The following is a 13,260-nucleotide window of genomic DNA, read 5'->3' as shown; positions in this document are numbered from 1 at the left end:
AGGTACCCAGGCAAACCCTCCTGCATATACGTTCCCGCCCACAACTTCTTCATGGAATCTTCATTTGTGTGGTCGGGGGATGACGGGGATGACTGGCTCAGTGCGTCGTCATAGACGCTTACATCGAGTGCTGTCGGTGGGGATGTGTGGGCTGCTGTCGGCAGGTCTGCTTCCTGCCGCCCTCGCACCACACGCCTGGGCCGCGCCTCACCCGTCGGCCGCCTCCGCCGAGGTCGTCGCCTCGCCTGATGAGTCGAGCGCTCAAGCGCCGACCGAGGACACCGCTCTGGATCAGGCCAAGCGCACCGGACGAGAGGTGGAAGTCACCTCTCTGCGAGGGGAGTCGGCTGATGTCGTGGCCACTCCGGCGGGCAAGCTCCAGGCCCGTCAGTACCTCCGACCGGTCCGCACCCGAGCCTCAGGGCAGTGGCAGGACATCGACACCGACCTGGCCAAACGGAGCGACGGGACGGTGGCGCCGAAGGCGGCAGCCGTGGGCCTGGCGTTCTCGGGCGGCGGTGACAAGCCGCTGGTGACGCTTCGCAAGGTGGGGCGCGAACTGGCGCTGTCCTGGCCCGGAACACTGCCGGCTCCAGTACTGGACGGCTCGGAGGCCACGTACCGCGACGTGCTGCCCGGCGTTGACCTGCGGATGGGGGCACAGGCCGACGGCTTCACCCAGCTTCTGGTCGTCAAGACGGCTCAGGCCGCCGCCAGTTCGGAACTGACGCAGCTTCGGCTGAAGCTGGCGGCCGACGGCATGGATGTGAAGGAGACGGCGACCGGTGGTTTAGAGGCACTCGACAAGGGCGCCGGGTCGCCGGTGTTCGAGGCACCCACCCCTCTGATGTGGGACTCCAGCACGGGTGGGGGCGCCGCCGCAGCCCGCAAGGGGCCGAAGTCCGCACCGGCCGAAGGGAAGACCTCCCCAGCCGCAGAGGGCAGAGCCGAGGGCGGTGAACCGTCGGCCGGCGAGTCGGGCAAGCTCGCGCCCGTAGGAGTGGACGTCCCGGCGGGCCAGGGCCAGGTCGTCCTCAAGCCCGACGCCGACGTACTGAAGGGCAAGGACACCGTCTATCCGGTCTTCATCGACCCCCAGTGGTCCACCCCTCGGGCGACCTCCTGGACGATGGCGTCGAAGTACTGGGCCTCCTCCCCGCAGTGGAAGTTCAACGGTGACCACGACGCGGGGATGGGGTACTGCGACTGGAACCACTGCCAGCCCGAGGACACCAAGCGGCTCTTCTACCAGATCCCGACGTCGGCGTTCGCCGGGAAGTCGGTGCTGTCGGCGGAGTTCGTGGTCCGCAACACCTGGTCCGCTTCCTGCACGGCGAAGGAGGTGGAGCTGTGGCGGACCAGACCGATCTCGTCCTCGACGACCTGGAACTCACAGAACGAGTCGGGCTTCTGGCAGAAGAAGCTGGCCTCGGACAGCTTCGCCTACGGCTACGAGGGCTGCGCGACCAAGGACGCTGAATTCAGCGTGAGGTCCGCCGTGCAGGAGGCCGCGGACAACAAGTGGCCGACGCTGACCTTCGGGCTGAAAGCCGGCAGCGAGAGCGACGGGTATGCCTGGAAGCGGTTCTCGGACAAGGCGTACCTGAGGGTGACGTACAACCGGCCGCCACCGCAGGTGAAGCCCTCGCAGCTGGTGATGGAGTACGGCGGCGGCTGCAAGAAGTCCGGCGCTCCGGCCCGTGTCCGCACCCGGGGGAAGGTGTACGCCAACAACGTCACCGACCCGGATCGGGACAAGGTTCAGGTCCAGTTCCAGGCGAGCTGGGATGCCGGTGACGGCAAGGGCACCATCGCACGGTGGAAGCCGGCGCTGACGACGGCGAAGAAGTCCGGCTCTGACTTCGCCGTCGGTCTTCCCACCTCGATTCCGGCGAACAAGACGGTGAGCTGGGCGGTGCGGACCTACGACGGGGCACAGTATTCGCCGTGGTCGTTCACCGGGTCCGCAGAGGCGTGTTATTTCGTCCTCGACACCCAGGTGCCCGCGGCCCCCACGATCAGCTCAGGGGAGTACCCCGCCTCCGACCCCGAGAACCCGGACGATCCCTGGTACGACGGGGTGGGCCAATACGGCACTTTCACCTTGGCGGACAGCCACCGGGATGTGAACCGCTACAGGTACGGCATCAACGGCAACCCGACCGAGAAGAACACGGTGACGACGAGCGGCGGGGCGGCACGGAACATCGCCGTCCTGCCAGAGAAGCCCGGGCTGAACTTCGTGACCGTCCAAGCCTTCGACACAGCCGGCAACGGCAGTGAGATCCGCACGTACCGGTTCCGGGTGAAGGCCGGGCAGCCCGAGCGGGCTACCTGGCAGTTCGACGAGTCGGGCGGCGCCGACGAGGCGAAGGGTTCCACCCCGGCGCGTAGCGCGGACCTGCACGGCGGCGCCACGCCGGGTGCGGAGGGAGTGGCAGGCACCGCTCTGGCCCTCAACGGGACCGACGCCTACGCGGCTACCGACATCCCTGTCGTCGATACCTCTCGGGGCTTCTCCGTCTCGGCCTGGGTCCGCCCCAGTCAGGTCCCCGACCATGCGGCGATCGTCGCCACCCAGCCGGGCAACAACCGGCCGGGCTTCGAGCTGTACTACTCCTCCGACCTCAAGCGGTGGGTGTTCAACCAGTACACCTCCGACAGCCCCGATGCCGGGATCGCCCGCGCGATGGCGCCCCAGCCCGGCGGCGTCACCGCGAACAGCTGGACCCACCTGGTGGGCGTCTACGACAGCACCGCCAAGGTGCTGCAGTTGTATGTCGACGGCAAGCTGGCCGGCCAGACGCCGTACAGCACCGCGTGGAACGCCCGCCGTGGCCTCCAGCTGGGCGCCGGTTCCTACGGTGGTTCGGCCGGCTCCTTCTTCCCCGGGTCTATCGATGAGGTGCAGATCTTCGACAAGCCCGTCTCCGCCGGCGAGGTCTCCCGGCTGTACGGCAAGGAGCGCATCTACGGCCCCGGGCGGCCTGCCCGTGCGGTCTTCCCGCTCGACGAGCCGGCCGATGCGAAGCAGGTCACCGGCCACGGCGATGTCATGCCGGCCGTCTTCCACGGCGGCGCCGAGCCCGGAAAGGCAGGGGTAGCAGGGAACGCCCTGAGCCTGGACGGCAAGGACGACTACGCCTCGGTGGACACAGCACACTTCAACACCGAACGGTCCTACGCGGTCACCGCATGGGCACGGGTCACCGACGCCACCCGCAACCAAACCGTCGTCGCGCAGGACGGCAGCTTTCTCAGTGCCTTCTACTTGTCGTACGAGGCCTCCGGCGGCGTGTGGAGTGCCCGTCTGGCCACCAAGGACGCCACCGACGGCAACCTCACCCAACAGCGCGTCGCCTCTCAGCAGAAGGCGACCATCGGCAAGTGGGTGCACTTGGCCGTCGTGCACGACACGGTGGACAACACGGTGAGCCTGTACGTCAACGGCCTTCTGCAGGGCAGCACCGCAGTGCCGCAGACCTGGTACGGCGACGGCGCCCTGCAGATCGGCCGTGCCCTGTACCGCGGTGCCTACACCGACTACCTCGCCGGCCAGATCGACGACGTCCGGATCTTCGACCGTCCGGTCTCCGAGGGCGAGGTTCACCAGCTCGTGGCGCGACGACCGGTCCTGACCGGCCGCTGGCAGTTCGATCAGGCAGCCGCCCCCGGAGGTAACTCCGTCGCGCAAGGGCCAGCCATGGCGCTGGGCGGAGGGGCGAAGCAAGTCAACGGGGCAGGGTTCCTGGGAGACGGAGGGCTGGTGCTGGACGGCGCGCAGAACTACGCCTCCAGCGCGATCCCCCTCGACACGAGCGAGAGTTTCACCGTGACCACATGGGCCCAGGCGGCATCGGTCCCCACTCGCCCGGCTGCACTGGTGAGCGCTGAGGCAACCAATGCCAGCGGCTTTGCCATGGGCTTCCTGCCGAACCCCACGAAGACTGGTGAGGGGGTGTGGCAGGCGGTCACCGCCCGGACCGACACAGCAGAGACCGACTACGACTGGGCGGGTAGCGCACAGCCGATGAGCAGTGTGACGGACTGGAACCACCTCGCGATCGTCTATGACGGTTTCGCCCGGCAGCTGCGCATCTACGTCAACGGTGAACTCGGTGAAGCCGCCTGCCTGGATGCGGACGGTGACGGCAAGGCCGACGATGCGCAGTGCACCGAAGTGGTGCCGTGGGCCGAGGACGTCATCTCCATCAAGGCTCTCAAATCGCTGCAGATCGGCCGTGCCAAGGGGCGCTACACCTTTCGGGACTACTGGCCCGGGTCGATCGACGACGTCTGGACCTTCCAGGGCGCGCTCACCGACGAACAGATCGGCCGCCTGGCCGGCGAGTGGTACGAGCTGCCCACCGAGGTACCGAACGTGCCCGACGCGGGCTGAGCATCTGTCGGGCACGGACGGCCCGACACACCAACGCACTTTTCTTCCGACGTAGAACACCACGGTGCCGACGGCTCCGATCGGTGAGCAATTGAGGGTGGGGGCAGAAGTGAACGGCATGCGTGGTCTCTTCAGACGTACTCGGCTCCAGCACCGAGTCGCTATGGGCGTCTCCGCGGTGCTGGCCGGAGCCCTGTTGCCGGCTCTCCCGGTAGCTCAAGCCGCAGCAGCACCTGGAACGCCAAGCCGACCCAACATCGGAAAACCCGTTCCGGGGACCGATGGCATGCGGGTCAAACCGCGGAAGCTGGCCAAGGGACCACGCACCCCCAATGCACACCCCAGAAGCGCTTGGCCCAAGGCCGCCTCAGCAACCCTCCATCCGGCCGAAGGAGGCGCCGCTTCGCCGTCGGCCTCTGGTGCTGGCGGGGATCTACCTCTCACCCTGGCGCCCGCCCAGGCTGGCAAGGCATCGTCCGCGGCGGGGCGCTCCGCGACGCCCGGCGCGGTGACCGCTGGAGTCCTCGACCGGAAGCAGACCCGCCAGGCCGGCATCGACGGCGTTCTGTTCACCCTCCAGCCGTACACGGCCGCCGCGGCGAAGAACGCTTCGTCCCCAACCCCCATGCGAGTGGCCGTCGACTACACGGCCTTCGCCGGGGCCTATGGCGGCGGCTACGCCTCTCGGCTGCGTCTAGTCGAGCTGCCGGCCTGCGTGGTGACCACCCCGGAAAAGGCCGGTTGCCGCACCGCGAAGCCGCTCGCCACCAGCAACAACACTGAAAAGCACACCCTGACCGCGTCCTCGGTGCCGCTGCGCGCGAACGGTCCCACCGTGCTTGCGGCGGTCGGTGACGACAAGAGCGTCAAGGGCGACTACAGGGCCACCAGCCTCTCGCCCTCCGCCACCTGGGACACCAACCTCAACACCGGTGACTTCACCTGGTCCTACGACATGCCCGTCCCCGAGGTCCCGGGCGGCCTCAAGCCGAGCGTGGGCCTGTCGTACTCCTCCGGCGCGATCGACGGCCGCACCGGCAACAGCAACAACCAGGGCTCGTGGGTCGGTGACGGTTTCGAGCTGTGGCCCGGTTACATCGAGCGCCGCTACAAGCCCTGCTCCGACGACGGCGAGAAGCACGCCGACGGCAACAAGCCCGGTGACCTGTGCTGGGGTTACGACAACGCCTTCATCTCCTTCAACGGCAAGGCCGGCGAACTCGTCCCCGCCGGGAAAGACGCCTGGAAGCTCCAGAGCGACGACGGTACGAAGATCAGGCACCTGATGTCCTCGGCGCGGGACAACGGCGACAACGACAACGAGTACTGGGAGCTGACCGACCCCTCCGGCACCCGCTTCTACTTCGGCTACCACAAGCTGCCCGGCTGGGCCGCCGACAAGGACACCACCGACTCGACGTGGACCGTCCCGGTCTTCGGCAACAACAGCGGCGAGGACTGCCACAAGGACGCCTTCAAGGACTCCTGGTGCCAGCAAGGATGGCGCTGGAACCTCGACTACGTCGTCGACCCGCACGGCAACGCGATCGCCTACTACTACGACAAGGAGACCAACTCCTACGGGCGCGACCTGAACAAGGACGACGACACCCCGTACGTCCGCGGCGGCACCCTCAAGCGCATCGAGTACGGCCGGTCGTCCGGCGATCTGTATGCGGGCAAGCCGCTGGCCCAGGTGTCCTTCACCAACGCCGAGCGCTGCCTGCCCCAGACCGGGGTCACCTGCGCGGCCGACACCATCGACGCCAAGAGCTTCTACTGGTACGACACACCCTGGGACCTGAACTGCAAGGCAGGCACCACCTGCGACCAGGGACGCTTCTCCCCCACCTTCTGGACGCGCAAGCGGCTGACGGGGGTGACCACCGAGGTGCTCAAGGACGGTGCCCTCACTCCGGTCGACTCCTGGTCCCTGGCACACCGTTGGGGCAAGGCCGACGTCGACTACCAGCTGGAGCTGGAATCCGTCCAGCACACCGGCCACACCGACACCGCGCCCCTCACCCTGCCGAAGACCACCTTCGCCTACACCCAGCTGACCAACCGCCTCGACAAGACCGGCGACGGCTACGCCCCCTACGTCAAGGACCGCCTGTCGACCATCGACGACGAATACGGCGGCCAGACCGACGTCAACTACTCCACCCCCACCTGCTCGTTCGACGGCCTGCCCACCCCGGAGTCCAACACCACCCGCTGCTTCCCGCAGTACATCGGCGGCAGTTCCAGCGACGACATGGACAAGTCGTGGTTCAACAAGTACGTCGTCACCTCCGTGACGACCACCGACCGCACCGGCGGCGCGCCGGACCAGGTCACCCGCTACAGCTACCTCGGTGACGCGGCCTGGCACTACGACGATGACGACGGACTGACCAAGCAGAAGTTCAAGACCTGGTCGCAGTGGCGCGGCTACGGCCACGTCCGCGTCCAGACCGGCGGCCAGGGCACCACCGCCGACGCCATGAAGACCCAGGAAGACAGCTTCTTCCTGCGGGGTATGGACGGTGACCGCAAGACCGCAGGCGGCGGAGCCAAGGACGTCAGCGTCTCCCTCGACGAGGGTGAGGGCGAGCCGATTGCCGACCACTCCTCGGCGGCCGGCTTCCCCTACAAGACCGTCTCCTACTCCGCCTCTGGCGGGAAGGTCCTGGCCAAGACGGTCAGCCGGCCCTGGCACCACGAGACGGCCAAGAAAGTCCGTGACTGGGGGACCGTCAGCGCGAACTTCACCGGCACAGCCAGCACGCGTGCCTGGACCTCACTCGACGACGGAGTCGGTGCGAAGTGGCGCACGACCACCACCGCCTCCGCCTTCGACACCGTCGCCGGTCGCGTCACCGAGGTCAGCGACCGCGGCGACGACGCCACCACCGACGACGACCGCTGCACCCACACCTCCTACGCCACCAACACCGACAAGAACATCCTCACCCTGCCCGCACGGATAGAGACCGTAGCCACCGAATGCGGCAGCAGCCCGGACCGGTCCAAGGACGTCATCGCCGACGTCCGCACCGCCTACGACGGCGGCACCTACGGGGCCTCGCCCGCCAAGGGCGACGCCACCGCCGTCGCCACACTCAAGAAGCACGACGGCACCACGGCCACCTACCTGGAGACCGGAACCACCTACGACGCTTACGGGCGTCCGGAGAAGGTCACCGACCTCACGGCGAACGTCTCCGCCATCGGCGACAGCGCACCCACCCGTAATGCCCGCGCCGACGGCCGCACCACCACCACGGCCTACACCCCCGCCACCGGCTTCCCCACCAAGACCGTCGTCACCACACCGCCCGCCGACGCCAAGGACGCCGCCACCGCCCAGACCACCACCACCGAACTCGACCCGCTGCGCGGCCACCCCACCGCCACCGTCGACACCAACGGCAAGCGCACCACCCTCAAGTACGACGCCCTGGGCCGCTCGGTGAAGGTGTGGCTGCCCGACCGCGGCTCTGTGCCCACCTACCAGTTCGCCTACTCGGTCGAGGACGGCAAGCCGGCTGCCGTCGCCACGTACACCCTCAACCCCAGCGCTCAGTCGCAGACGGTCTCCTACACCCTGTACGACGGCTACCTGCGCACCCGCCAGACCCAGGTGCCAGGCCCGGACGGCGGGCGGCTGATCAGCGATACGTTCTACGACGAACGCGGGTTGGTGGCGAAGACCTTCGCTCCCTACTACGCGCTCAAGAAACCGGAACGTGAGCTGTTCAAGCCCGCCGACGCCCTCAGCGTCGAGACCCAGACCTGGAAGACGTACGACGGGCTGGGCCGGGAAACCGAATCACGCGACGTCGCCGGCAACGGCGAGGGCGGCAAGGTCCTGGCCGTCACCACCACTAGCTACGGTGGGGATCGCACCACCGTCATCCCGCCCCAGGGCGGCACCGCCACCACCACGGTGAGCGACGCACGCGGCCAGACCACCCAGCTCCTGCAGCACCACGCTCGCGCGGTCGACGCACCGGTCGCGACCACCCGCTACACCTACACTCCAGCGGGTCTGCTCTCCTCGGTCGCCGACCCTGCAGGGAACACCTGGTCATACAGCTATGACCAGCTCGGCAACCAGATCCAGGCCAAGGACCCCGACAAGGGCACAACGAAGTCCACGTTCGACGACCGTGGCCAGCAGATCAGCACCACCGATGCCCGGGGCACCACGGTCGCCACCGTCTACGACGGCCTCGGCCGCAAGACGGAACTGCACGACAAGACGGCAGACGGTCCCCTGCGCGCCACGTGGGTCTACGACACCGTGGCCGGAGCGAAGGGACAGCTCGCCGAATCCACCCGCTACCTCGACGGCAAGCCGTACACCAACAAGATCACCCAGTACGACACGCTCTACCGTCCGCAGCGCACAGCCACCGTGATCCCGGACTCCGAGGGCAAACTGGCCGGCACCTACCAGGCCAGCACGTCGTACTACGCAAACGGCCTGCCCAAGGCCCGCAGCTTCTCCGCCATGGGGAACCTCATCGGCAAGGGATGGAACTACAGCTACGCCGATGACACCCTGCGCATGACCACCGTCTACGGCACGAACATCCGCTCCGACGCCAACTACACCCTCACCGGCCAGCCCCTCACCTACAAGATCGTCGGCAGTGGCGGCAAGCTCACCCAGGTCACCAACTCCTACGAATTCGGCACCCAGCGCCTCTCGAATTCCCGTGTCGACCGCCAGGACGTCGCCGGCGTGGACCAGTCCGCCACCTACGGCTACGACCCCGCCGGCAACGTCACCTCGCTCTCCGACGTCTCCCGCACCGGCACCGACACCCAGTGCTTCACCTACGACTACCTGCGCCGGCTCACCGAAGCCTGGACCCAGGACGAGAAGACCTGCGCCCCGGCACCGTCAGGGAACCTGGTCTCAGGCCCGGCGCCCTACTGGCACTCGTACGCCTACGACGCTGCGGGGAACCGCACCCACCTCACCCAGCACGACCCGGGTGGTGACGCAGCCAAGGACACCAAGAGCACCTACACCTACCCCAGGCCCGGCACGCCCCAGCCCCACACCCTCACCTCCCTCGACACCACCAGCCCGACCGGCACAAGCAGGAACACCTACAGCTACGACGGCACCGGCAACACCACCAGGCGCCTCCTGCCCGGCGACGAACAGACACTGCACTGGGACGCCGAGGGACACCTCACCAGCGTCACAGGGCCGTCAGGCGACAACGGCGCCAAGACGACCTCCTACGTCTACGACGCCGACGGCAACCGCCTGATCACCCGCACCGACGACAAGACCACCCTCACCCTCGGCGACCACACCGAACTCGTCCTCGACAAGGGCGCCGACAAGCCCAAGGCCACCCGCTACATCCCGCTGGGAAGCGGCAACCAGGCCGTCCTCGCCGACGACGGCACCTACACCGTCACCCTCGCCGACCGCCTCGGCACCGGCCAACTCGCCATCAATGCCGCTGACCAATCCCTCGCCCTACGCCGCACCCTGCCCTTCGGCGGCCCCCGCGGCACCCGGCCAGCCAACTGGCCTGGGACCAAGGGCTACGTTGGCGGCACCGACGACACCACCGGCACTGGCTTGACGCATCTCGGTGCCCGCGAATACGACGTGGACACCGGCCGGTTCATCTCCGTCGACCCTGTGATGGACCTGGCCGACTCGGAGAGCTTCAACGGGTACGCCTACGCCGGGAGCAACCCGGTCACCGACTCCGACCCTTCCGGACTGTGCCGCCGCGATATCTGCGGCGACGGCTACCCCGTCGCAGGCGACCCGGAGCACGCCGGCTACACCGGCCAACGCAAGGGCGAGCGCCCCTTCGGCGGGTCCAGTGGCTTGGGTGCCGCAGGCGCGCACTACACCTCGTCCGTTCATGTCAGCGCCGGGCGACAGGCGGCTGCCCAGTATCAGTGCGGATGCGAGCGCCCCGAAAGACTGGTCTTCCAGGAAGCCGCGCAAATCCCATACTTCTTCCCTCCCGACAGCGCCTTCGGGAAGTTCGAACGCGGGAATGTGCGCGAAGCGCTGCACGATCTCTGGAGTGGACCTGTCTGCCATCCCGGCGATCTGTGCGAAAACATGACATACGGCGTCATGCCCATTGTCCCGGGAGGCACGGGTGGGCTCTCAGGTCCGAAGCCGCGCTTCCCCGAGAGCGCTGCCGACGGCGAGCGCTTGCGCAGACAGCTCAGCCAAGAGTCGGGAAGACTCCCCCAGGTTCGCTCTTATGAAGACATTTTCAACACTCCTTCTATCCTGAGTGGGGGCGTTAAACCGAATCAGGTTCGCCCGTACTTTGAGGGCAAGAGGGGATGGAAGGAAGAAGGGTTGCGGAGAGGGAAGAATGAAGGTGGCGGTTGGGTCATCCGCGAATACACAGATCGCGGAAACGAAACCGGGAGGATGCTTAGGTGGAATCCTGGCGGCGGCCATCACGGCGAGGGCGCATACTGGAGAGTTGTAGGACCTGAAGGGGATCTGGGAGGAATCATTCGATGAGCGCCGCAGAGGACAGCATGGCGAGATTCCAGCGATGGGCCTTGTCCGTCTTGGAGCTTCTCAGCGCAACGCCGGATCGCCAATCGGCTTACGCTCGGGAGTCGAATGTGGGACTGGATGAAATCTTGCTGCAGTTCGACGATGTGTTGCATGTGGCTCTCGCCAGAGCGCGTGATGGTTCCCTCGACGAGGGACATTACCTACTGCTTCTTGAGGTCAACGAGCGAGTGAACTCCGTCAACGAAATGCCAGATTCCATCTGGACCAACGCCGCCCTTGAGGACGCATCGGAGTGGAGGGAATTGCGAATTAGCGCGGAGGCAACAAAGGCGAAGCTGGAAAGAATTTGGTTGCCGACAGAAGAACAATAGGCAGAATATCCTTATCCTTTCGGGCTGGCACGCCGCAGCAACAGAGACTAGCCGAAAGGCCAAAATGGCCGCGCAGCCGCAGCCCCCCCCCCGGACTCATCAGTTGTGCGGCATTCACCTTCGTCACCCAGACGTAGAGCGCCGACCCGACTAGATGCACAGGTTCGCGCCGAAACGGTTGAGTAGCCAGCGACGATTCTTCATGCCTCCACGACACTGCGACACCTTTCTCTCCGACTGGCACCGGCTTGCCTCAAGCGAAAGCGAGGAGAACGCCGGGGCGCTTGCCGGGGCGCTCTCGGCCGCACAGTGGCGATCGGTCACCGATGCGATACCGGAAGCCGCCGGAGGCCGGGCACCGGACCTTTCCCGGCTGGAGAAGTAGATGGGCGTCTCGATGCCGCAGCATCAGTGCCGTTCGAGGGGATGCCTGGGAGCTTCCGCGGGGTGCCTTGCGGGCTTCCGCGTCGAGCGCGGACGGCTGCGGGCCGGTGCTCAGTCTGGTTTGGGGCGGGAGCGCAGGTGTTGCATCTGGGTGTGGCTGAGGTCGTGTGCCTGGCGCATGTGACGGGTGATCACTTCGAGTTCGTGCTCGGTGTGGTTGTCGAGTAGTGCTTGCCAGTCCTTGCCGAGGTCGTCCCATACCGCGGTGACACGGGCTACGCGTTCGGGCACCGGGGTGACCAGGACGCGGCGGCGGTCCTGTTGGTCGGGGGTGCGGGCGACGTAGCCTCCTCGTTCGAGCCGGTCGACCAGTCGGGTGGCCGAGCCTGTGGTCAGGCCCGTCATGTCGGCGATCTGTTTCACGGTGAGCGGTCCGGGTTCGGCCGTCATGAGGCTCAGGCATTGCACGTCGGTGGGGTGCAGGCCGAGGTGGTCGGCGAGGGCTTGGTTGAACAGCACGTACGCCGCCAGGTAGCGGCGGGACTCCGTCGACAGCTCCTCGTACAGCCGGGCCCGTTGCGACTCCGCCACCTGGATCACCTTTCCGTTTGCTGCGCGGCGCAGCTTTCTATAGTCTGCTGCGTGGAGCAGTTGATGCGCCACACAGTCATTCTAGCCTGGGGGAACCATGCTCACCATCGCCGTCACCGGGGCCACTGGAGCCCAAGGCGGGGCCACCGCCCGCGCCCTGCTCGCCGCCGGCCACCGGGTGCGGGCACTCACCCGCCATCCCGGCTCACCCGCCGCCGACGCCCTGCGCGGCCTCGGGGCGGAGGTGCGCCGCGCCGACTTCGACGACCGCGCGTCCCTCGACGCGGCCCTCGCCGGGGCGGACTCGCTCTTCGCCGTCACCACTCCCTTCGGCGCCGACACCGCCATCGAGGCCCGGCAGGGCAAGGCCGTCGTCGACGCCGCGGCGGCCGCCCGCCTCGGGCACGTCGTGCTCACCTCCGCCGCCCACGCCGACCGCGGCACCGGCGTGCCGCACTATGAGAGCAAGTACCTGGTCGAGCGGCACCTGCGGGCGGTCGGCGTGCCGTGGACGGTGATCGCCCCGGCGGCGTTCATGGACAACTACACCAGCGGCTGGACCCTCGACGGCCTGCGTGAGGGCGCCTTCGCCTGGCCCATGCCCGCCGACCGACCGCTCACGCTCATCCCCGCCGTCGACATCGGCGCATTCGCCGCGCTGGCCCTCCAGCGCCGCGACGAGTTCACCGGACAGCGCATCGACATCGCCTCCGACGAGCGCACCCCGGGCCAGATCGCGAAGATCCTCGCCGCGGCCGCCGGCCGCTCGGTGGCCCATCAAGAGGTGCCTTTGGCCTACGTGCGGACCCGGTCGGCGGACCTGGCCGCCATGTTCGCGTACTTCACCGCCTCCGGCCTCGACGTCGACGTCGCCGGGCTGCGCCGTGACTACCCCGAAGTCGGCTGGCACAGCTTCGCCGACTGGGCCGTCGAGCGGGACTGGACCGCGCTCCTGGCCTCCGTGCCCGCACATCAGTGACCCCTTACCGGAAAGGCAGGGC

At 67.5% G+C, this 13,260-nt stretch carries 5 protein-coding genes; 4 read left to right on the top strand and 1 reads right to left on the bottom strand.

Going from position 1 to position 13,260, the window contains the following annotated elements; translation table 11 throughout:
• The first annotated feature begins 88 nt into the window (after nt 1–88).
• The 3 genes from ACZ4NB_RS23275 (at nt 89) to ACZ4NB_RS23265 (ending at nt 11,284) form a co-directional block, all read left to right on the top strand.
• The gene (locus tag ACZ4NB_RS23275) at nt 89–4,399 is read left to right on the top strand and encodes a LamG-like jellyroll fold domain-containing protein (RefSeq protein ID WP_467664346.1); all 4,311 of its coding nucleotides are present in this window, start codon (nt 89–91) and stop codon (nt 4,397–4,399) included.
• A gap of 163 nt (nt 4,400–4,562) precedes the next feature.
• Nucleotides 4,563–10,913, top strand: a complete 6,351-nt coding sequence (locus tag ACZ4NB_RS23270; RefSeq protein WP_467664344.1) for an RHS repeat domain-containing protein — start codon at nt 4,563–4,565, stop codon at nt 10,911–10,913.
• Nucleotides 10,910–11,284 (top strand): hypothetical protein, encoded by a 375-nt coding sequence (locus tag ACZ4NB_RS23265; protein ID WP_467664342.1) that lies wholly within the window; start codon nt 10,910–10,912, stop codon nt 11,282–11,284. Before ACZ4NB_RS23270 ends, ACZ4NB_RS23265 begins: the two co-directional genes overlap by 4 nt.
• Before the next feature lie 495 nt (nt 11,285–11,779).
• Here ACZ4NB_RS23265 and ACZ4NB_RS23260 read toward each other — a convergent pair whose 3' ends face one another.
• Entirely contained in the window at nt 11,780–12,259 is a 480-nt protein-coding gene (locus ACZ4NB_RS23260) for a MarR family winged helix-turn-helix transcriptional regulator (protein WP_467664340.1), read from the bottom strand.
• A 97-nt stretch (nt 12,260–12,356) separates the two neighbouring features.
• Here ACZ4NB_RS23260 and ACZ4NB_RS23255 point away from each other — a divergent pair, with 97 nt between their 5' ends.
• On the top strand, nt 12,357–13,238 hold the full coding sequence (locus ACZ4NB_RS23255; RefSeq protein ID WP_467664338.1) for an NmrA/HSCARG family protein: 882 nt from the start codon (nt 12,357–12,359) through the stop codon (nt 13,236–13,238).
• Nucleotides 13,239–13,260 lie beyond the last annotated feature (22 nt).

The organism is Streptomyces sp. NPDC026575 (assembly GCF_055567415.1).
Note: the sequence above shows the minus strand (reverse complement) of the source record. Positions and strands in the feature narration are given on the sequence as shown.